We start from the raw sequence: 22,808 nt of genomic DNA on the forward strand, positions 1-22,808 counted from the left end.
TCCATGGGGTTCGACGGGTTCCTCGTGCCCGACTTCGCCAAGCCGTACGTCGGCTGGGTGGTCGGCATGGACTGGCCGGAAGGCGACGAGTCCGGCTGCTTCCGGTTGGCCGACGCCTGCGTGAAGGCCGCGCACCGGCTCGTCGAGGGCACGGGGGCCGACCAGCCGGGAAGCGCGACCAAAATCGGCGCCGACTGGGACGGGGAGGCCCATCTCGCCTTCGCCGCCCATGTCGACCGGGTCGCCGGCGGTCAGGTCGCCGCTGTGGTCAAGCGGCTCGTGGAGACCGCTGTCGCGCTCAACGGCGTGGGCGTGCAGATCCAGTACACCAAGTACATGATCGAGGTCACCGTCTGGCTGCTGGTCGCCCAACTGGTGTATCTGCTGGGCGCGGCCCTGGCCAGTGGCGGGGCGAGTCTGGCGCTCATCCCAGTACGTGTCCAGCTTGCCCGGCTGACGGTCAGGCAGATCGCCAAGCAGTGCGTGCGCAACATCCTGCTGTTCGCCGGGATCGTCGCCGGCATGGACCTGGGCCTCCAGATCCTGCAGATGGTGAAGGGTCGCAGGGACGAGATCGACTGGTGGCAGTTGGGGACCTCGGCGCTGACCGGTGGTGCCATGGGCGGGCTCATGGGGGCGCTCTCTGTCGGGCTGAACGCGCTGGCCACCTCGGCCCTGCGGTCCGGCCTGACCAGGGCCGAGATGACCATGGCCGAGAAGCTGCTGGCCGCGGCCACGTCGTCGTTGTACGGGCAGGCCGCGCAGTATGCCGTGGCCGGCGGGATCACGACCGCGGGAACCTTGGCGGTCCAGGGGGACTTCAGCTGGGACATGTTGGCCAAGGGCATCACGTCCAGCGCGCTCGGGGCGGACGGGCAGCACGGGGGCGCGGCCCTGCTCCGTGGTGCCGACGGTTCGCCCTCGCCCCACCCGACCTCTTCGTCCGAACATCCTCCGTCTTCGTCCGAACGTCCTCCGTCCCGCCCGGATGCCGGCCCCGAGCGCGGGCCCGAGTCCAGCGCCGAAACGACGCTGGCGGCGATGAGGCATAACCAGGAGGCCATCAAGTCGCCTGCCTGGAACAGCCACGACGTGCTGGTCCCGCAGGCGTCGCGGCTGGCTTCCGGCATGGAGACGCCGCAGCCGGTGACGTACGCCTCCGCGCCGTTCCGGCCTGACGGTTCGCCGGCGTGGCGGGTCGACGGGTCGCGGTCGGCGGGGGTGAACGCCGGGCAGTCCGCGGGTGGGCCGATGTCGCGGCCTGATGGTTCGCCGACCTGGAAGCAGCTTGACACGTCGGTCAAGCCCGTGATCCATCCGCCGCGCACCGTCGAGATCGGCGCCTTGGGCGAAACGGCCGTCCACGACGTCAAGGTCCCGGAGAACGTGACGACGGCGGCTCGGGCGCTGACCGACGGCATCACGGGTGTCACCCCGCGGGAACGGCGCGCGATCCGCGAATGGCTCGAGGAGGCGCTTTCCGACAGCGACCGCGACACCTGGACCGATCATCTCCAGAGAGGCGTCGCGCTCAGTGTCAAGGACACCGTGATCTACCTCAAGCTGAAGCCGAGCGAGCTCACGCACGTGGAGCACCCGAGCCTGGCGCCCGAGAAGCCGGTCGCGTTCGGCGGGGACGGTGTGGAAGGCAAGTCCTCGCGCGCCTCGTCGCTGGACCGGAGCGCGGGTCTGATGCGAGGGCTGTACCACTCGCCGGACGAGGCCGAGGCGAGCGCCCTGCCCCGTATCGGCGTCAGCAGTACGTCGCGCACGACCCACACGAACGGCATCGAGGTCATCAGCGGTCACAAGGCCGTTTCCCCGACGCACGACTACTTCGCCGCGGACATCTCCCTCGACGTCTACCGCAACGGTGAAAGGGTCACAGAAACCGCGGCGGTCCCCGACCTGTCCCTGACCCTCCCCTTTCCCCAGCAGTTCACCAGGGAAGGGCCGCTGCTGTCCGCCGACCACCCCCCGTCGCTGCCCCGCCACGAGGTCCCGGTCGGAGCCGAGCACAAGTTCCGCGATCACGGAATCGCCATCACCGGGATGGACGTCACGCCTCTGGTGCTGGAGGTGCAACGTCGGGCGTTGTCGGCAGGCGTGCCCGCGGGCGAGGTGGTCAAGATCGTTGAGCACCTCACGTCCACCGTGCTCAGCGAGCAGGGAATGAAGAACCGCAGCCAGTCGATGCTGTCGAGCGGGACCGCCTCCGAGGCGGTCCGGTACAAGAGTTCCGCGCTGGGATCAGCGGAGGAATCCGTCAAGGTCACCGGCCGGATCACGCGGATCGAGCCTGTCGACGGAAGCGCGCGGCCACCGATCGAGACGATGTTCCGGGACGACATGGGGCGGCGCGAGAGCGAGGGGACGTCACATCGGCAGGGCACGAGCGTCAATGTCCATGCGGGTGGCAAGTTCGGCGTGAGCCTGGGAGAAAAGGTGGAGGTCGTCGCACGCCTCATCGGCGGGTTCGGCTTCGGCACGGACCATGTGACGTCCAGCAGCCGGGCGCACGGCAACCACACCGTCCTGACCAGGATCGATGACGTCACGATGTACGACGCCCACATGCTGCTGCAGGTCGAGACCGAGCGGATGGGCACCTTCGAGGTCGAGGTGAAGGCCGAACTGGTCGTACCGGCCCGCGACGCGCCCCGGATGGAGCAGGACGTCTTCGGGCACGATCTCCGGCCGCCAGGGGAATTCAACGACATCCGGCAGAAACTCGCCGATCTCCACCGGGAGATGGACGACGTCCGTGCGGAGTACGTGCGGAGCGAGCCGCTCGCCGAATACCCGCCCAGGGGCGAGCATCCGAACGGCGGCTACGACCCTCACGTGCTGGAGCCGGAGACGCTCGCGGCCGGGCGGGGAACAGGATTGGGCAGCGGCATCCGCGTCCACTCCGAGACGCTCCTCAGCACGGAGATCAGCCAGGCCGTCGACCAGGCGCTGCCCGACCTCCCGCCGGAGATCAAACGGCAGATCATGCGGGACATCGACAGCCGCTTCGGCGGCCCGGCCCTGGAAGCCGACCTGACGCATGCTCTGCACGGCATCAGGTACGAGAAGACGATCGGCGGCTACACCTTCGAGATCGCGGCCGAGGGCGCTCTCGGCCGGCGGCACGAGGTCGGCTCGACCGACATGACGGTGAACGAGCGCAGGATCACGTCGCAGACCAACACCAGCCAGCGGGAGACCTCTGTCTCAGGCCGTGGGGAGGTGCGTGGTGTCGCGCGCCTCGAAGTGAACGACGGGCTCAAGGTCGACCCGGTGAACCTGGCTCTCACCGGCAGCAGCACGAAGGCGGAGGGCGCCGGCTTCTCCGCAGGTAGCACGAGGTACGACCGCACGGAGACCAGGGGCGGCTTCACCTTCACGCGGGATCTCTCCTTCGACGTCAGGATGAGGATCTCGCGAAACGGCACAGAGGTGACGAACACCGGGTGGGAGGTGCACGGAAGCAAGGCGGAGGTCCTCGTACCGAACGTCCACCTGCCGGAGTCGCCCGTGCTCGCGCAGGACGTCGCGCACGTGGGACGCATCGAGTCGTCGACGGAGCCGCCCGGCGACGTGTGGCGGCCTCGTGAGGGCGAGCTGTCCGCCATCGTCCGTCTGGGCGCCATGCCTGACCTGCCCATGGCGGTGGCCGAGGCGTACGCCAGATGGGCGGGACTGCCGGTGCCCGCGGAGCGTCTGGACGTACCGCATGCGTTCGAGACCGCGACTGATGTGATCAAGCTGGAAACCATGGTCACCTCTCACCCCGACGGCCTGTACTACACCGTGTCCGATCGCGGGGGGACGCGCCACGACGTGCATGTGAAGGTCCACGTGGCCGACATGAAGCACGTCAAGTCGGAGACCGGGGTGGAGCACGAAAGCTACTCGAACAGCAACTCGAGGGCGACGGACGGCGAGCGCAGCAGACAGTCCCTGGGCGGGCACGCCCGGACCGGTCTGCGCGTCACCCTCGGCGGCGACGGCGAGCAGGCAGGTCACGCGCGAGGAAGCGAGGAAGGCGGCGGAACCGAGCGCAAGGTCGTCGCGCGAGCGGGCGTGCACGGCACCGCGAAGCGGATGACCCAGGAAAGCTCCTACCTGGGTGGCAGCGACGTGGCCCGGGTCACCTACTCGGACGGGAGCACCTCGCACTGGTACCGCGCGGACCTGGTCGTGGAGGTGACACCGACCAAGACCGACGGGACAACGGTCGAACGGGGCCCGACCACGTACGTCCGGGTGGAGGACATCATGGACCTCGTCCTTCCGGACGAGGTGGCACGCCGTAACGGACTGGAAGGTCCGAAGCCCGTGGAACCCGTGGAGCCCGCCCAGCAGGCGGGGGACACGACCCGCGCCTACGCCGCGTCCGAGGCGGCGATGAGCACCGCCTCCGTTCTGTATCTCGACGCGCAGGCCGTACTCCCGACGATCTTCAAGATGCTCCGAGACGAGCAGCTCCTCCTTCCTGACCAGGAGTTCACGAACCACCCCGTGGCCGAGCACCTGCGTGGCCTCTACGGCCAGGACGCGCTCGGCACGAGACTGGGGGAACTCCGCGGGAACGGAGTGTCCTCCTGGCTGTTCATCACCGACGAACACGGCCGGGTCATCGAACGCGTGGGCATCCGGGTCAAGGCCCAGCCCGGCGAGGGCGTACACGTCGGTGAGCGTTCCGACACCGGCCTCATGCTCCGCAGCGAGCGCCTCAGCGGTGACCTGCAGGTGCACGAAAGGGGCTCGGACCGCGGCACGGAGCTGCTCGGGCGCTACCTGGAGTCTTCGGACGACGTCAGGGGAGCCGAAGCGGGGTACGCGAACTACCGCGACTCCCACACCGTGGACGCGCACGGAACGATCGGGAAAGCGATCAACCGTTACCAGACGCGCGAAGCTCCGCACGAGTTCAGGCATCCGGTCGCGTACGAGATCACGCTCGAGCGCGTCCCGGTCCGCCCTGTCCTGGAACCCGTGCAGGGCGCTGCCCGCAAGGTGCTGCTCAAGGTGGGCGAGGTGACCGGACACGACGGAGCCGGGAGGTTCTTCGACCGGCATGTCGGGGTCACCTCGACGTCCAGAGCGGTCGTGAGCGGCGAACTCGGCGTCCTGGTGCCGGGACACCTCACCACGGAGGTGCCGCAGGGAACCCCCGTCACGGCGCACACGCCGGTCGTCGCCGCGGACCCGCGATGGGCGGAGACGGCAGGGCCCAACAGCATGTCCAGCACGCTCGGGAAGGGCGTCCCCAAGGGAGACGTCAGCCAGGTCGCGTTCCCGGCCGCCGGTCTGGTGGAGGAATGGGCACCGATGGCCGCGGTACCGCCGAAGCTCCGGGCGGAGGTGCCCTCGCTGGCCGACCGGCCCAACGGATACGAACTCTCTCGCCCGGCCGGCATGTCCGTCGCCGAGGCCACCAAGGAAAGGACCATGCGCGCCCATCTCGAGCAGCTGCTCGCGCATGAGTACGAGATCCCCGGGATCGGCAAGGTGGGGATCGACGTCACGGGGGCCCACGAGGTCGCCAGCGCGATGGTCAAGCAACGCGTCTACGAGCAGACCATGAGCACGAGCGGGCACGGCCAGGAGCAGGGCCGGGGCCAGTCGGTCCGAGGTGGCGGGTCCGCCGGATCGACCGGCGACGGGACGCTGGGCTTCGGCGGCATCGGCGGCAGCGTGAAGACGGCGGACGAAGCCGCTTCGCGGAACGCCAACATCGTCGAACGCAACTTCCTGGAGAAGCAGCACGAGAACACCTACCTCGCGTTGGACGTCTCCGTCGTGGTCTATGGCAAGGGCAAGCCTCTGGTGGTGGACGTTCCCGGCGGCCTCTACCTGAGGCTCACCCCCGAGGGGCTCGCCGAGTTCGACGCCGCGCACCCCGGGGTGATCAGGCGCTGAGCCTGGGGCCGGTCCGGGGTACGGCGCCGGCGAACCCTCGGGAACGAGGTCACGCCCGGGAACACCGGCAAGGCCGTCCCGGTGGGCCTGCGCGGTCCGGTGGCCTCGCGCGATCCGGTGGCCCCGGCGATCGGGTGGGCCGCCGGGGCCGCCCTCGACCTGGTATTGGTGACGTCACAGATCGTTGTACATGGTGTCAACGATCTTGTTGGTGTAGTGTTCCGGGATCATCGCCGCTGGTTGCCGAGGACGGAGCGGACGAGGGCGGGAGAATCCGGCCACGAGCGTGGAACCCCGCCGAGCGAGCTGCGTCCTGCGGCGGGTGGGTCAGGAAAAATCACCTGTAACCTCCGGTGGCCTCGGAGCACTTCCTGGTGTCGAGGGAACCTCTGGGCTGAAGGAGGCGGGTCCTGCCGGACCGCACAGGGGGCTCGACCCGCCGGTAACGCTCACAACCGACTGCACCGGAGTACAAGATCAAGAAATTATCCAGCCGAGGCAGCTCTCCGCTCGCCCGCGCGTTCACCCGCAGCGGCCTCGCCGCCGTCGCCGCTCTCGCGTTCCTCGCGCCCGCCCTGCCGGCGAGCGCCGTCGCGCCTGCTCTGCCCGCGAGCGCCGTCGCACCCACCCCGTCGGCAAGCGCCGTCACGCCGACCCCGTCCGCGAGCGCCGTCCCGCCCACGCCGTCCGCGAGCCCGGTCGCGAACGGCGGGCCGGCGAAGCCGGTTCCGGGCTTCGGCGCCCGGCCCAACGACGGTTCCGGGGTCTGGCCCGACTTCTCGAACACCGGTTACGCCAACACGCCGGCCAACGCCGGAGGCCTGGGCCTGGGCAAGTACCTCGGCAAGCTCACCGACCACGCGCCGAAGATGAGCGACACCAAACCGCTGACGCTCAGGTTCCCCGACAACAGCGTCATCTCCTTCAAGCGTTTCCGCGCGTTGAAGATCTATATCTACGGCGACAACCTCACGTTCGTCGGCTGTCTTTTCGAGGGCACCAACCCCAACGACAACCTCGTCCAGATCTACTCGGACACCGGCATCAAGTTCCTGTACTCGACGTTCAAGCCGAGTTCCTACTCGAGGCCGCCGGGCAACAACGGCACCGTCTCGTCGGCCCACTCCAAGCCCGGTACTCCTTTCAAGAAGTCCTGGCAGCTCGCCACGACGATGAAGGAAGCCGTGGCCGTCATGGACCACAACGACATCTGGGGCAACGCGGGCATGGAAATGGTGACGGGCTTCCCCGGCCGCCCGTCGACCTGGACGAACAACTACATCCATGACATGGCCGACACGGCTCGCGACGTCTACCATCACGACGGCATCGGCCCGCAGAGCGAAGGCAACGGCGGTCCCATGATCGTCCACCACAACACCCTGGCCTCGGTGGGCAACACCAACGCCCTGGCCCTGCAGGGCAACGGCGTCTACCAGAACATCAAGGTCACCAACAACTACGTCTCCGGCTGGGGATACGCCATCAGCATCGGTGTCACCAACAACGCCAGGAACATCACCGTCACCGACAACGTGTTCTCGGCGGAACTCGAGCAGCTGTACGGCTTCCTGTACGGCAATTTCTGGAGCGGATCGGCCCGCGGCTCCACCTGGCGCCGCAATCTCATCCAGGCCCGTCCGGGAGACGGCAACAGCAACTATTCGACCGCGGACCACGGCAGATATCTGTGGCCGACCGGCTCCGAGACCCACACCACCGACTACAAAGGCTGAACCCGTCACCAGATGACGGCGCCGCAGCACACGCGCCGCTCTTCACGCGCCATGCCGCGCAAAGAGCGGCGCCCCCTTCCCTCCAGCACGAGAGGCGGGCCGGCTCGGTGCGCCGTTCGGGTGTGCGCTGCTCGGGTGGTTGGTCTCGTTCATTCCTGAACGGCGTCGGCGCGCCCGCCTGGTAGCGCTGTGGCTCATACCGCTCTGGCCGCTGTCGCTCGCGGTGGGCGCGGTGTTGGCCTACACGCTCTACTGGCCGTTGTCCGTGTGACAGTTAGCGCAAGGCGCTCGAGTAGGCGCGTCGCGTCTTCTGTTCGGTCATCTAGCCGGCGCAGGGGCAGGCGGGCCCGAGAGCGGGGTCGGGGTCGAGCTGGTCGGCGGCGCGGCGCAGAGCGCGGGCCACGCGGACCCCGACGCGCTCCACGTCGCCGCCCGGTCGCCGCGGCGCTCCGGGCTGGGCGCAGCGCAGCCCGTCGGAGAACCCCATCGCGGTCTGGTGCGCGAGCCCCTGCATGGCATCCATGTTCCCTCCTTAATCCATTAAGACCTTAACTGATTACGAAGCGGGCGCCAGCTCTGAAGCGGCACAAGAGATCTTCTGGGGATCCTCGCAGGACTGCTGCTCCTGATCGCCTACGGCGTCGCGAGAGGCACGGCCAAGCGCCGCCGGGCTCGCCGTGAGCATGGGGCCCGTACCGCCGCCCGGCTGGCTGAGGTCAGGGCCGAGCTGGCCGAGGAGGTGACGCGCTTCGGCGAGGAGATCGACGCCGCGGACGACCGCGCGCGGGAGGCGAGCGCCACGGACTGGCACCGCGTCCTGGACGCCTACGAGCAGGCCAGGGAGCAGGTGGACAAGGCGACCGTGATCGGAGACCTCAACCAGGCGCGCGACACGCTGACCCGGGGACGCAAGGCGCTGAAGCGGATCACCGGCACCTGACGGAACGCGCACGGCTCCCAGCGCGTACGTCTACCGGCTCGTCGACCGCCGGAGCGGCGGCATCCCGATGACCCTGCCTTTCACGCAAGGCAGAAGGGCCCGGCGAACCTACCGGGCCTCCGGAATGGCGGCCGCGGGTACCCCGCCGGCCGGATTCCGCTTCGCCGACGGTTTGCGATGAACAGCCGTCCTCTTTGTTTTTTGCGGCGACCGGTGCGGGCATGACAATCAACGGGCTTATTCGGTCCGATCGCAATCTCAATGGGAGGTATAAATGGCTGTCGGCGCTGTTGCCCGCAAGTCAGACCACTGGTTCAACCTGGTTGACGTCAACGGCGATAACAGGATCGAGCGCAGCGATCTCCAGGCCCTCGGAGAGAGGATGCTGAAGCGCTTCAACCTGGACAAGACGTCCGTCAAGGGAAGGCGGATCACCGAGGCGTACGACCGGTGCTGGACGATCATGGTTGAGGCCATGGACACGGACAGGAACCACGCCATCTCCAGGGAGGAGTTCCGCTCCTACATGGAGAACAACGCCAAGAGGGAGAACGCCGACGAGTTGCTGCGTCCCATCACCGACGCCGAGTTCGAGGTGGCCGACGTCGACGACGACGGCTACCTGTCCCGGTCCGAGTACGGGGCGCTGCTGGCCGCCATGGGGCTGTCCGAGAATGACGCCCAGGTCGGTTCGCAGAGCATCGACACCGACGGTGACGGTCGCATCAGCCCCGAAGAATACTTCCGGGCGTGCCGCGACTTCTTCGTCGGCAGCGAAAACCTCGGAGCGCGCAGCAGCAAGACTTTCGGCGCGGTGTGACATCTGCTAGATAGCCGGAATCGGCGGCCACGGAACGACGTGGCCGCCGATTTCATGTTTCAATTCTTCCGAATTTCGCCGAACAATTTCTGTCCTGCGGACAGTCGGGCCGTGCAGCCTGACCTGGTCCGGGTGAATGGATCACCAGGTGACAGGCAAGGACTCCAGGCGCCGGATCAGGAGATCCGACCGCCACGCCAGCAGTTCCTCCGGTACGGCGAGGCACATGGACGGATGCTGCGTGAGGGAGGAGGCCATGACCCTCATCAGCATGCGCACCAGGGGGGGACCCATGCAGTGATGCGTACCGTGCCCGAAGGACAGATGCGGGTTGGTCGTGCGGTGGAAGTCGATCTCTCCGGGATCGGGGAACGCGGACGGATCGTGATTCCCCGCGGGAAGGGCGGGCAGGACCTGCTCTCCTGCCCGTACCAGGGTTCCTCCCACCTCGATGTCCTCCGTGGCGTAACGGGAGAAGGTGGCGTGGGAGGGGAACGGCGCGTAGCGCAGGAGTTCCTCGACCGCCTGAGGGATCAGTCCCGGATCGGCCTGCAGCTCCCGCAGGTGGACCGGCGAGGTGATCAGCAGGTAGGCGGCGTTCGTCAGTTGCGTCGTGACGTTGTCGATCGCCAGGAGGATGTCGTTGACCAGTTCCTTGATCTCCGGCTCGGTGAGTTGTTTCTCCCGATAGGCGGCACCGGTGAGAGCGCTGACCAGATCGTTGCGAGGCCGGTTCCGCCGCTCGGCGATGAGACGGTCGGTGTAGTCGGAGATCTCTTCGACCCTGGCCGCCACGACGTCGGCGGAAAGCGCGGTGCTCGCGAATCCCTCGAACCAGTTCAGGAAGATCGACAGGTCCTGCTGGGGGATGCCGATGACGGGACACAGGATCTCCACGACCAGCGGCTTGATGTAGGCGTCGACCAGATCGAGCGGGGGCGACCCGGCCAGAAGCACGGTCATGAATCTGCGGGAGTGGCGCTCCGCCAGCTCCTGGAGTGCATGGACGCGCTCGGTGTTGAACCCCAGCCCGCCGGCCACGGCTTTACGCAGTCGGGTCTGCTGGGGCGGGTCGGTGTTGAGGATGCTGTCCTGGAGGGGGAGGACGGTCAGGCGGGCCTCGTCGCCCCCGGGAGGGGGCGTCCGGACGAAACGTCGGTCGCGCAGCACGAAGCGGATGTCATGGAAGCGGGTCACCAGCCAGGCGTCGTCGCCGTAGGGCGGGCGGACCTTGACCAGCCCCGGCCGTTTGCGGCACCGCGCGTATTCCGGATGGACGTCGAGGCGGACGGGTTCCCCGAAAGGATAGTCGGCAGGTTCAGAAACAGTGTCCATATTCTCTCCGGTCTTGGAATCGTTCGTCGGCGACACGCGAGGGGCGGTATCCCGGCCCGTCGGCCGCTCATCGCTTCCGGAGCGTCGGCTCGGGACTCCCGAACGGGCTATACCCTTCTGAGGATCTGTGACCGACTGCCTGCGCCTTTCGTTGCACGTCGGCGGGACAATTGATTATCGGTTACGCACTCAGGCCCGGATCGAGCAAGTTTTCCATCCGTTTCCTGTACCGTCGCGGATATTAGCTTGACGGTATGGGGTCCCGGCCTGCGTGATCGCTCCCTGGAGCCCGCCACCGGCGGACCCGTATCGATGGTCGGCGTCCGATGCGGCGTCGGCGATGGATCTTCCTCTCCTTGGGTTTGACGACGTGCGCGGAGTGGGAGATACCAGGGGCGATGGCACCGGCTGTTCCACCGTGAGCACCGGGTTCGCCACTCCGGCCCATGGGTTCGTCGCCATTCTTGGGTGACTGCCGTTTTTCATGGACCTACGGTCGCGGAATCAATTTCCGGTGAAAGTGGCTCCCTGGGCGCGCCGACCCGATGCAATACGTGTCAAAACTTCACCTGCGTGACGGAGTGTCGCCGCCCGGGCCGGATCAGTCGATGGACGATGATTCACATCGTTGTTCTCGGAAAAGGCTGTCATGTCAAGCCCTGAACGGATATGAGAAGCATCTCGCATGAGCATGGAAAGTGACCGGTTGATTTCGCGCGCACGCTCAGAGACCGAGGCGGCGTACAACGGAATCGCGGCCTTGGTGGACGCGGCCGCCGGACCCGATCGCCATTACGGTTTCTGGGCCGGATCGCACGACGGAGCCTCGATCGAGGAGGCCACCGAGCGGCTGACCGACCTCGTGGCGTCCAAGCTGCATGTGGGGCCCGGGTCTCATGTGCTGGACGTGGGCTGCGGAAACGGCCGCCCGGCGGTACGGATCGCACAGACTTCGGGGGCGCGGGTCACCGCGATCGACGTCGACCGGCATGCACTGCGCAACGGTGCCGAGCACGCTCGGTCGCGGCAGGTGGACGCTCTGGTGGAGTTCCGGCGGATCGACGCGTCGGACCTTCCGTTCCCTCCCGCTTCGTTCGACGCGGTGCTGGCGTTCGAGAGCACCCCGCATTTTGAGATCGCCCCGCTCTACCAGCGCATCTCCCGGGTTCTGCGCCCCGGAGGCCGCCTGGTGGTCGAGACCCCGTACGTTCGCACGCCGATGACCGAGGAGACCTGGCGGCGGATCGGCCCCTATCTGACCATGCTGAACGCGGTATCGCTCGACTCGCCCGAGCAGCACCTCTCGGCGGCGCGCGCGGCCGGAATGGCCGCCGTGGAGCTCGTCGACATCACCGACAACGTCCGCCACTCCTTCCCCCGCCTGGTGCGAGGGCTCCGGGAACACAGGACCGACCTGGAGGCTGTCGGCGGTGCGGCCGAGGTTGACCGGCTGCTGGACACCTTCTCCGCGTGGGCGGACGCCACCGAGATCGGCGGCGTGATCATGACTTTCACCAGGATGGAGCTCTGATATGACGGACGTCACGGTCATCGGGACCGGAGTGATCGGTTCGGCGGTCGCGCGGGCCTGTGCGCGGTCCGGACTGGAGGTCTCGGTCTGGAACCGTACGCGCGAGCGGTCGGACGTGCTCGTCGAGGAGGGGATCCACTCCCACGCGACGGCGGCCGACGCTGTCGCGGCCTCACCGATCGTGCTGATGTGCCTGCTCAACTACGACATCACCCATCGGGTCATCGACGAGGCGGCTCCGAACTTCTCCGGCAGGCTCGTCGTCCAGAACGCCAGCGGCACTCCCGAGAACGTCACCCCGCTGCGCGGGCGGGTGGAGGCCGGGGGAGGGGCGTACATGGAGGCCGCGATCCTCAACTACCCCGACGCCATCGGGACCGAGGATTGCTTCACGGTCTACGGCGGGGCCGTCGAGGACTTCGAGCGGTTGAAGAGCGTGACGTCCGCGCTGGGCGGCAGGCAGGCCTATCTCGGCGCCGATCCCGCTTACGTGAAGGCGTACCACGTCGTCTCCAGCGCCTTCTACTACGCGTTCATCAACGGCTTCCTCGAATGCTCGGCCATCGCGGAGGCCATGGGCGTCCCGCTGGCGGATTTCGCTGAATCCGTGCCGCTCTACGACCCCGGTTTCCAGAACACGATCGAGGTCGGCCTCGACCTCATCGATCGCGGGGACTACACCTACGAACAGGCTCCGCTCACCTCCCACCTGGACGTTCTCGACAACCTGACCCGCATCGCGGAGCAGGCCGGGATCGACCGCTCCTACCTCGGCGTGATGCGCGAGCGCGTGCGCGAAGCGATGGACCGGGGCTACCGGCGCGAGCACATCGCGGTGCTCACCACGTGGTTCCGTGACCGCCGCGAATCGTCCGCCGGCCGAGTGCCCGTCGGCGGCGGGTGAGGCGGAAACATGCGCGGTATCGATCCGAGCGGTGAGAAGGTCGGCGCGCACCATCTCTTCGCGACATGGGCGCGGACCGTGCCCGACCGTGACGCCCTCGTCCACCGGGGCGGCCGGATGACCTACGCGGAGCTGGAGGAGCGCGCCACCATCCTGTCCGAGGAACTCGTCGCAGCGGGGGCGGGCGCGGGTGACGTGGTGGGCGTCCTCACGGAGCACTCCTACCTGCTGCCCGTCGTGGTATTGGCTGTCTGGAAGGCCGGTGCCGCCTATGTGCCCCTGCCTCCCGCACACCTGTCCAGGCGCACCGAACTGGTGCTGGCCGACACGGGTGCCCGGCTTGTCGTCTCCGAGCTTGACCCGCACAGCGTCCTGCCCGGGCGCGGTGTGCGAACCGTACGACCGGACGCACCCCGCCGTGCGGGAACAGGCGCCGCCGGGCGTAAGGATCCGGACGGCGGCGCCGCCGTACCTGATGGGGAAGACCTCGCCTACCTCCTCTACACCTCGGGATCGACGGGCGACCCGAAGGGGGTGATGGTGGAGCACGGTGGCGTGACCAACTTGGCTGAGGGGCTGCGGGACCTGTTCGGCGACCTGGAGGGGGCCAGGGTCCTGCAGTTCGCGCCGTTCACGTTCGACGCCTGGGTGTGGGAGTTCTCCATGAGCCTGCTCAACGGGGGAACTTTGTGCGTCCCTTCGGCAAGGTCGCCGCTGTGCGGCCCGGAGCTGAGCCGGGTCCTGCGCGAGTTCGGCGTCACCCACCTGTCCGGCGCCCCGTCGCTCCTGGCGACCTTGCCGGACGATGAGTCGATACCGGTCACCACCATGACGTCGGGCGGCGAACCGCTGCCGGAGTTCCTGGTGGAGCGGTGGGGGAGGCGGTTGCGGGTGTTCAACGCCTACGGCCCGACGGAGGCGACCGTGTCCGCGACGGCGGGACGCTGCCTGCCGGGAGGGGGCAAGCCCTCCATCGGCCATCCGATGAGGGGAGTCGAGATCCACATCCTCGGCCCGGCGGGTGACCCCGTACCGGACGGTGAGACCGGTGAGTTGTGCATCGCAGGACGTGGGGTGGCGCGGGGATACGCGAACCGGCCGGACCTGACCCGGGAGAAGTTCGTTCCCGACCCGTTCTCCGGTCGCGCCGGGGCACGTCTGTACCGGACAGGTGACCTGGCCCGGCGGCTGCCCGGAGGCGTCATCGACTTCATGGGGCGGATCGACGGGCAACTCAACATCCGGGGGTACCGCATCGAGCCGGGCGAGGTCGAAGCGGCGCTGATGTGCCATCCTCGCGTCACCGGGGCTGTGGTGACCGCGACCGGGGAGGCCGAAGCCGTCAGGCTCACCGCCCATGTGCAGCTCACGGCAGGGCTGCCGCTCTCCTCAGGAGAGTATCGGGACTTCCTGACCGATCTCCTTCCGGCGTACATGATCCCGTCGGTCTTCGTCACGATGGACCGGCTTCCGCTGACGTCCCACGGCAAGGTCGACCGCGGTGCGCTGCCCCGCCCGGAGGTCCGGCCACGGGCAGCGGGCGGGGACACGGTCCCCGCCTCCGTGCGTGAAAGGGAGCTGGCCGAGGTCGTGGGACGGCTCCTGCACCTGGACGACGTCGCTGTCGAGGAGAACTTCTTCGATCTCGGGGGCACCTCGGCCGATCTCGTCAAGCTCCAGGCCGACATCAAGAAGCGCTGGGGGGTGCTGGTGCCGATCGCCGACCTCATGGCGACTCACAACGTGCGGCTGCTGGCGGCGTTGCTCGACGAGCACGACGGACACGGTGAATGCAGGGCCGAGAGGCCCGCCGGGAGCAGGAAGAGACTGCACGACGGCGGGCGCCGGCTCGGGGAGCGTCTCGGAAAGGAGCAGACGAGGTGAGCCCGACGAGCACCCGTGGGCCGGAGGCGGCGGAGCGTGATCCCGCGGGCACCGACATCGCCGTTGTCGGCATCGCCTGCAGGTACCCCGGTGCCCGTGGCCCCGCCGAGTACTGGCGGCTCATCCGCGACGGTGGCCGGGGCATCCGCGAGCTCACCCAAGAGGAGCTCGCGGCAGGCGGCGCGGGTCGGGAGCGGATCGCCGATCCCGCCCTCGTCCCCGCGGCCGGCGTGCTGTGGGACGCCGAATGCTTCGACGCGGTCTTCTTCGGTTATCCGGCGCGCGAGGCAGCCCTCATCGACCCACAGCAGCGCATGTTCCTCGAAGAGGCGTGGCACGCCATGGAGGACGCCGGTCACACGCCCGAGCGGTTCGCCGGCACCGTCGGAGTCTACGCGGGCCAGACCCTCGGCACCCACCGCGCGAGGAACCACCAGACCTTCCTCGGTACGTCCGCGGACCTGCTCATGGCGGCCGACGACAAGGACTTCCTGCCCACCCGGGTTTCCTACAAGCTGGGCCTGACCGGGCCGAGCATCGCTGTGCAGACCGCCTGCTCCACGTCCCTGGTCGCGATCCATCTGGCCTGCCGGGCGCTCATCACCCATGACTGCGACATGGCTCTGGCCGGTGGGGTCTCCTGGACCCCTCTGCGCCGTCAGGGCTACCTTCATCAGGAAGGCGGCGTCTGGTCCGCCGACGGCCAGGTCCGCTCCTTCGACCGGGACGCCTCGGGCTTCGTCCCCGCCGACGGCCTCGGCATCGTGGTCCTGCGCAGGCTCGACGACGCGCTCGCCGACGGGGACCGCATCTACGCCGTGGTCAAGGGGAGCGCCGTCAACAACGACGGCTCGGACAAGCTCAGCTACGCGGCGCCGGGCGTGCGCGGCCAGCAGGCGGTGGTGGAGGCGGCGCTCGCGGTCGCCGCGGTCCGCCCGGACACCGTCTCCTATGTCGAGGCCCACGGGACGGCCACCGCGATCGGAGACGCCGTGGAGGTCGCCGCGCTGACCCGGGCGTACCGGGCCGCCGCCGCGGTAGGCCGGGGGTACTGCCGGGTGGGTTCGGTGAAGTCCAACATCGGACATACCGATGCGGCGGCCGGGGTGGCGGGTTTCATCAAGGTCGCGTTGATGCTGTACCACGGCCGGATCCCACCGAGCCCCGTCACGCCCCTGCGCCCCAACCCCGAGATCGACTTCGAGACGAGCCCGTTTCGCCCCGCGGTCGAGGCGGCGGACTGGCCGGAGACCGGCGCCCCGCGCAGGGCGGCCGTCAGCGCCTTCGGCATCGGAGGCACCAATGCCCACGCGATCCTCGAACAGCCACCGGCCCTCCCGGCCCGGCCACCCGCCGAGCCGTGGCAGCTCGTGGCCCTGTCGGCGCGTGACGACGCGGCCTTGGCCGAGCTGACCCGATCCTGCGCCGACGCGCTCCAGGACGCCTCCGACACCGAGTTCGCCGATCTCGCCTACACCCTGGCAGCCGGACGCCGCCACTTTCCCCACCGGTACGCGGGAGTCTTTCGCGACCGATCCGCCGCCGTGGCGGCCCCGCGGGAGTGGGTGACCGCAGGGCGGCTCTCACGCGCCTGGGCGACCCGAGACGACGTGGTGTTCATGTTCCCTGGAGGGGGGACGCAGTATCCCTCGATGGGGCGGGAGCTCTACCGCGACGAACCGGTCTTCCGCATGGCCGTGGACGAGTGCCTGCGTCTGCTGCACGACCGTCCCACCGCCGAGCGGCTGCACGCCCTGTGGGCCGCGCCGGATGCGAGGAGCGCGGCCGAGGAGACCGACCCTTCACTGGCGCTACCGGCCGTGTTCATCATGGAGATCGCGCTGACCCGGCTCATCGGATCCTTCGGGGTCAGACCCGCCCTGCTGATCGGGCACAGCCTCGGGGAGTACACCGCGGCCTGCGTCGCCGGCGCGCTGTCGCTGCGCGACGCCCTCGCGATCGTGGCCAAACGCGGTGAGCTCCTGTCCCGGCTGCACGACGGTGCGATGCTCGCGGTCTCGGCCCCGGTACGGCAGGTCGAGCCGTTCCTCGGCGAAGAGGTCTGCCTGTCGGCGGTCAACGGGCCGGGAGCGTGCGTGCTGGCCGGCCGGTCCGCTCGGATCGCCGAGGTCGGCCGGTCGCTGGACCGGCAGGGGATCGCCTGTCGGCTGCTCCCGCTCAGCACCGCCGCCCACTCCCACCTGGTCGATCCCGTCCTCGACGAGTTCCGCGACTTCCTGAACGGCATCGAACTGCAGGCCCCGTCGGTACCCGTGGTCTCCAACGTGACAGGGGATGACGAGGCCGATCTCAGTGACCCCGAGTACTGGGTCTCCCACCTGCGCCGGACGGTCCGGTTCGACGCGGGGCTCGACCACGTCCTGGCACGGGGCCCGAAGGTCCTCATCGAGATGGGGCCCGGCACCACGCTGACCACGCTGGCCGGAGCACGGGCCGGTCAGGACTCCGTCGTCATCAACACCACCCGCCATCCGCTGGACGAGCGCCCCGACAGAGAGGTCCTGCTCCGCGCGCTGGCCCGGCTGTGGGAGGCCGGAGTCGACGTCGACCTGCCCGCGCTCTGGCCGCAGCCGCGCCGACGGCACCCCGCGGCGCTCTATCCATTCGCGTCCACCCTGCACCTGCCCGAACCGACACACGCCCCGGAACCCGCGCCCGCTCGGCGCTCATCTGAAGGGCTCTACGGGGTCAGCTGGAAACGCGCCGTGGAAACGGATCCGGCGGATCCCGGGACGGCCCCGGACGAGACGGGATGGATCCTGTTCTCCGATGTCTCACCCCTCGCCGAGGCGATCACCGCCGAGCTGGAGGAACGGAGAGCGTCCGTCACCGTCGTCACCCCGGGACGAGAGTTCCGGCGCGGGTCCTCACGCCGGGCCACGACCATCCCGCGGCACCCCGAACACTACGAGATCGACCCTCAGCGTCCCGAGCACTACGAACAGCTGCTGAAAGCGACCGAACAGGGACCGGGCAGACCGCTGCGGATCATCTGCCTGTGGGGAGCGACGCTCCCCGCGGACGTGGGCGGGCCACTGAGCGAGATCGTCGGCCTGGCCCACGCGCTGGGCGGCCGCCTCGGGAAGACGGATCTCTGCCTGGTCACGACAGGAGCCCTGGAGATCACCGGAGGCGAACTGCTCGATCCTCGGGCAGCTCTCACGATCGGAGCCGCCGGACCGCTCCGCTGCGAACTGACCGACGTGCCCGTCCGGCTGGTGGACGTGGACGCCGACGACAGCGCAGACTACAGGCGACGGGCCAGGCAGATCCTCGGCGAGTTCTCCCGCCCTCCGCGGCAGGACCCCGTCGGTCTCCGGTCAGGCCACCGATGGCTGCGGGGATTCGAGGCGCTGGAGACACCGCCAGGGGCGGGTCCCTCGTTCCGCCCCGGCGGAACCTATGTGATCACCGGCGGAACGAGCGGGATCGGCCTGCGACTGGCAGAGCATCTGACACGCCGCCATTCGGCGCGGCTCGCCCTCATCGGGCGGGGCACGCGTGACGCGTCTCCCACGGGCGAGTCCGGTGTGGATGTGCGAGCGCTGCTCGCCGGGCGTGAGAACGACATCCTGCTCCGCCACGCGGACGTCGCCGACCCGGCGGCCCTCGGCGAGATCCTGCGCGAAGTCCAGATGAGGTTCGGCACGATCCACGGCGTGATCCACGCCGCCGGCGTGCCAGGCGGCGGCATGGCGCAGTTCCTGGACCGGGAGAGCATCGACGCCGCCCTGCGGGCGAAGACCGTGGGAACCGCCACCCTGGTCTCCGCCCTCGCCGAGACAGGCGCGCGCCCCGAATTCATCCTGTTGTGCTCCTCGCTCGCGTCCTTCTCCGGCGCTCCCGGCCTGTCCTGCTACGGCGCGGCCAACGCCTTCCAGGACACCTTCGCCCTGCACACGCGTCGCGACGGGACACCGATCCTGTCGGTCAACTGGGACCGCTGGAACGGCGTCGGGATGGCCCGCGACGTGGAACGCCACCATCACGCCCTCACCGGCGAGGCGCTGATCGGCGGGCTGAGCCCCGACGAAGGGATCGCGGCCTTCGAAAGGTGCCTGGCGGCCGTCCCCCTGGGACAGGTCATCGTGTCCTCCAGCCCTCCCGGAGCTGCCCACGCCCCCAGCCCGGAGTCCGCCACCGAGCCCCGGCCTGCGCGCTGGTCCGCTCCCGCCGTACCCGCGGCCGACACGTCCGGCCGCTCCGGCGACACCGGTGACTGGAGTCCCCACGAGCTCGAACTCCTGACGGTGTGGCAGGAAGTGCTCGGTGCCAGCGCCATCGGCAGACACGACGACTTCTTCAGCCTGGGCGGACATTCGCTCAGCGCACTCCAAGTCGTCCAGCGCTGCAGGGAACGGTTCGGGGCGCGGCTTTCGGTGAAGGCGCTCTTCAGCGCCCCGACGATCGAGGGCTTGGCCAGAACGCTCGCCGAGGCCCCGGCGGCCGGCGACGACACGCCAGGCGAAGGGCGGCTCCTGATGGATCTCGAAGGAAGTGACGTCCCATGACCGAAACGATCCCGGGCGTCTCCCGGCTCTGGCTCCGCCGGCAGCGGACGCTCCCCGAGCCACGGCTGCGACTCGTCTGCCTGCCCCACGCCGGCGGAACCCCGGCCTTCTACCGGGGCTGGCAGGCCCGGATCCCCGCGGACGTCGAGTTCGTCGCCGTGTGCTACCCAGGCCGGCAGGACAGGTTCAACGAACATCCGATCACCCGCATGGACCTCCTGGTCGACCACATCTGCCAGGCGCTGGCGCCCCTGGCCGACCGGCCTCTCGCCCTGTTCGGGCACAGCATGGGCGCCGTGGTCGCCTACGAGGTCGCCGTCCGGCTCATCACCCAGCAGGGCATCACTCCGCACGCGCTGCTGGTGTCCGCGCACATCGCGCCACCCGCGCACGCAGACGGCACCTGGAAGGTCCCGCTCAGTGATGACGAGCTCGCCGAGCAGGCGCGCTCCGCGGACCCGCTGCTACGGTACGCCCCCGAGCTGATGAGCGTGGTGATGCCCGCGCTACGGGCGGACCATGATCTCCTTCACGCCTATCGGCCCACGCGCTCGCCGCGGCTCGCCGTTCCGGTCGTCGCCTACCGGGGAGCGGACGACGAGCAGGTGAGCCAGGAGGACATGCGCGCCTGGAACCAGGTCACGGATGCCGGCGTCGAGTTCCGTACCTTCCCCGGAGGGCACTTCTACCTGCTGCAGGCGGAAGCGGACCTCGTCGCCGACATCGGTAACCGTCTCAGCTCGATTCCGGCCTCGGGCGCCGGCACGCGGCGCCTCGGCCGCGAGGAGCCCTCCGAGGTCGGCCCGTTCGTGAAAGAGGTTCCACGCCCGTGACCCCGCCCCGCTCGACTGTCCCGATCTTCGTCCGCCGATCGAGCACCTGCCCGTTCGACCCGGCCGAAGAACTCGCCCGTCTCCGGGCCTCGGAACCGGTGACCCGCATCACCCTGTCCACCGGAGCGAGCGCCTGGATGGTCACCCGCTACACCGACGTGTTCCAGGTGATCTCCGACCAGGCCCGGTTCAGCTCCGAAGCCGCGATCGACGGCCCGATTCCCATACCCATGCCGGAAGGAGGCTTCCCCCCACCGCGTCCGGGGTTCTTCTCGACGTACGGTCCACGCGAGCACGGCCGCGTCCGGCGGATGCTCAACGCCGAGTTCAGCGCGCGCCGGATGCGGGAGTTCCTCCCGCGGGTCGAGAGCGTGGTCGACGACTGTCTGGACGCGATAGACCGGGTGGGACCTCCCGCCGACCTGGTCGCGGACTTCGCGCTCGCTGTCCCGTCACGGCTGTTCTTCGAACTCCTCGGGATCCCGGAATCGGACCGGCCCAGGCTCCTGCCGCACGTGGACATGCTGCTCGATTTCACCGCAGACCCGCAGGACCAGGCGGTCGCGTTCGGCGAGCTGGACACGTACATGAGCGGCTTCGTCGGGGAGTGCCGCCGTCGTGCGGTTCCCGGGCTCGTCGGCAGACTGATCACCTCGCACGGAGCGGAGCTGTCCGACTCCGAGGTCGCCGGCATCGCCGCCCAGCTGCTGCTCGCGGGATACGCGACGACGTCCGGGACGATCGCTCTGGGCGTCCTGCTGCTGCTGTACCACCCCGACCAGGCCGCCGCGCTGCGTGACGGCTCCGCCGACACGGACCACGCCGTCGAGGAGTTGCTCCGCCACCTGTCGGTGGTGGCCTTCGGGAAGGTGTTCACCGCCGCCGAGGACACCACGGTCGGTGGCCAGGAGGTCAGGGCCGGAGAGTACGTCCTGTGCCACCTGCCGTCAGCCAATCGCGACAGGGACCTGGGCCCCGGATTGGACCGGTTCGACATCAGCCGCGAACCGCCGCCCCATCTCGCCTTCGGACACGGCCCGCGCCACTGTCTAGGAGCGGAACTGGCCAGGATGGAGATACGGATCGGCATCTCCCGCCTGCTTCGCCGCTTCCCCGGCCTGCGTCTGGCCGTCCCGTTCGACGAACTGCGGTTCACCCCGATGAACGCGGCATACAGCGTCGAATCGCTTCCGGTGGCGTGGTAGCACCGCGCTGGGAACCAGCGGCCATCCGGACCGGACGGCGAGCGGAAACCCATGTGCGCCGGTCTCCGCGCGGCAGCGCGGCGACGGTCGCCTGTCGCTCTGTTGTGCCGGCGGCCTGCAGCGGACCCCTTTCAACGGATGGAGGAGAAATGTCGAGCGGATCGCTTCCCGGAACCGAAGACATCGCCGGCTCATACGAGTACCTGGCCGCCCTGACCGAGAAGGTCGGCGGACCCGACCTGCACTACGGGTACTGGTCGGGACCGGAGGACCGGTCCTCGATCGAGGAGGCCACCGAACGGCTGACCCGCGTGGTGATCGAAAGGCTGAAAGCCGTCGCCGGCGACCACGTGCTGGATGTCGGTTGCGGGAACGGGCGCCCCGCCGTGGCGGTAGCCGAGACCACCGGAGCGCGAGTGACGGCGATCGACGTCAACGAGCACGCCCTGGAACGTGGAAGGGCCTGGGCGCGTGAACGCGGCGTGGAAACGTCGGTGTCCTTCGAACGGTGCGACGCCCTGGCCACCCCGTACCCCGAAGCCTCGTTCGACGCGGTGCTGATTCTGGAGACGACACCACATTTCATGCCGGAACCGCTGTTCGCGGAGGTCGCCCGGGTGCTGCGGCCCGGCGGACGGGTGGTGGTCGAGACCCCGTACCTGCGCGCCCCCCTCACCGACGAGATGCGGTCACGGTTGGCGGCGTACTTCGACATGTTCCAGGTCCTGTCCATAGAACCCGAGGAGGCCTACACGAGGGCCCTGCGCATAGCGGATCTCGAGATCGAGTCCACGGAAGACATCAGCGAACACACCGAACCCTTCTACGGCCGGATCCTTGAGAGATTCGACCGCCACCGGGACGAGCTGACGGCCGAATACGGAGTCGAGGCCGTGGAACGCGTCGAGAGCGCGATCGCCAACTGCGCCGCGATGTCCGGAATGGGCAGCATCCTCCTCACGGCGTTCAAGCCGGTCCTTCCCCCGTCTACCAGCTGAGCCGTTCGGACTCGTGGCGGGGCTGAGAGCGGCCTGCGGGCGGTGGGCGGTCACAGTGGCGCACTACCGCGACAGGTACAGCACGGTCTCCGCCCGCACGGACAGCGCGGCGGTGTATGTGACACCCATGATGGCGCGGGGCTCCTGTGAAGTTGATCTGTGGTAGGACCATCTTCATAT

At 68.9% G+C, this 22,808-nt stretch carries 13 protein-coding genes; 11 read left to right on the top strand and 2 right to left on the bottom strand.

All coding sequences use genetic code 11. The annotated features are described in order from the left end of the window. Positions 1-3 precede the first annotated feature (3 nt). Both ACWENQ_RS10070 and ACWENQ_RS10075 read left to right on the top strand, forming a co-directional pair. On the top strand, positions 4-5,910 hold the full coding sequence (locus ACWENQ_RS10070; protein WP_452413679.1) for a WXG100-like domain-containing protein: 5,907 nt from the start codon (positions 4-6) through the stop codon (positions 5,908-5,910). A gap of 869 nt (positions 5,911-6,779) precedes the next feature. Next, the gene (locus ACWENQ_RS10075; RefSeq protein WP_449921705.1) at positions 6,780-7,646 is read left to right on the top strand and encodes a hypothetical protein; all 867 of its coding nucleotides are present in this window, start codon (positions 6,780-6,782) and stop codon (positions 7,644-7,646) included. A 322-nt stretch (positions 7,647-7,968) separates the two neighbouring features. Here the strand turns inward: ACWENQ_RS10075 and ACWENQ_RS10080 are convergent, their stop codons facing one another. Next, positions 7,969-8,169, bottom strand: a complete 201-nt coding sequence (locus ACWENQ_RS10080; protein WP_452413681.1) for a hypothetical protein — start codon at positions 8,167-8,169, stop codon at positions 7,969-7,971. Positions 8,170-8,385: 216 nt separating this feature from the next. Here ACWENQ_RS10080 and ACWENQ_RS10085 point away from each other — a divergent pair, with 216 nt between their 5' ends. Together ACWENQ_RS10085 and ACWENQ_RS10090 are read left to right on the top strand one after the other, a co-directional pair. Then, entirely contained in the window at positions 8,386-8,586 is a 201-nt protein-coding gene (locus ACWENQ_RS10085) for a hypothetical protein (protein WP_452413683.1), read from the top strand. Between the two features lie 274 nt (positions 8,587-8,860). Then, on the top strand, positions 8,861-9,406 hold the full coding sequence (locus ACWENQ_RS10090; RefSeq protein WP_449921700.1) for an EF-hand domain-containing protein: 546 nt from the start codon (positions 8,861-8,863) through the stop codon (positions 9,404-9,406). 141 nt (positions 9,407-9,547) lie between these two features. On the opposite strand, the gene ACWENQ_RS10095 is transcribed toward ACWENQ_RS10090, so the two are convergent. Continuing rightward, a complete protein-coding gene (locus tag ACWENQ_RS10095) occupies positions 9,548-10,741 on the bottom strand; it encodes a cytochrome P450 (RefSeq protein WP_452413684.1) in 1,194 nt (397 codons plus the stop codon). Positions 10,742-11,426: 685 nt separating this feature from the next. Between ACWENQ_RS10095 and ACWENQ_RS10100 the strand changes: the two genes are divergently transcribed. The 7 genes from ACWENQ_RS10100 (at position 11,427) to ACWENQ_RS10130 (ending at position 22,628) form a co-directional block, all read left to right on the top strand. Further along, positions 11,427-12,272 carry an SAM-dependent methyltransferase gene (locus ACWENQ_RS10100; RefSeq protein WP_452413685.1) on the top strand — a complete coding sequence of 282 codons (846 nt, stop codon included), beginning with the start codon at positions 11,427-11,429 and terminating at the stop codon, positions 12,270-12,272. A gap of 1 nt (position 12,273) precedes the next feature. Further along, positions 12,274-13,176 (top strand): NAD(P)-dependent oxidoreductase, encoded by a 903-nt coding sequence (locus ACWENQ_RS10105; RefSeq protein ID WP_449921692.1) that lies wholly within the window; start codon positions 12,274-12,276, stop codon positions 13,174-13,176. 9 nt (positions 13,177-13,185) lie between these two features. After that, positions 13,186-15,060, top strand: a complete 1,875-nt coding sequence (locus tag ACWENQ_RS10110) for a non-ribosomal peptide synthetase (protein WP_452413686.1) — start codon at positions 13,186-13,188, stop codon at positions 15,058-15,060. Next, the gene (locus ACWENQ_RS10115) at positions 15,057-19,592 is read left to right on the top strand and encodes an SDR family NAD(P)-dependent oxidoreductase (protein ID WP_452413688.1); all 4,536 of its coding nucleotides are present in this window, start codon (positions 15,057-15,059) and stop codon (positions 19,590-19,592) included. The genes ACWENQ_RS10110 and ACWENQ_RS10115 overlap by 4 nt, the downstream gene beginning before the upstream one ends. Continuing rightward, on the top strand, positions 19,589-20,425 hold the full coding sequence (locus ACWENQ_RS10120; RefSeq protein WP_452413690.1) for a thioesterase II family protein: 837 nt from the start codon (positions 19,589-19,591) through the stop codon (positions 20,423-20,425). The genes ACWENQ_RS10115 and ACWENQ_RS10120 overlap by 4 nt, the downstream gene beginning before the upstream one ends. 98 nt (positions 20,426-20,523) lie before the next feature. Further along, complete coding sequence (locus tag ACWENQ_RS10125; protein ID WP_452413692.1) at positions 20,524-21,630, top strand: cytochrome P450; 1,107 nt, start codon at positions 20,524-20,526, stop codon at positions 21,628-21,630. 53 nt (positions 21,631-21,683) lie between these two features. Next, positions 21,684-22,628: a methyltransferase domain-containing protein gene (locus ACWENQ_RS10130; RefSeq protein ID WP_452413694.1), complete on the top strand. Its 945-nt coding sequence runs from the start codon at positions 21,684-21,686 to the stop codon at positions 22,626-22,628. Positions 22,629-22,808 lie beyond the last annotated feature (180 nt).

It is taken from the genome of Nonomuraea sp. NPDC004354 (genome assembly GCF_053602555.1).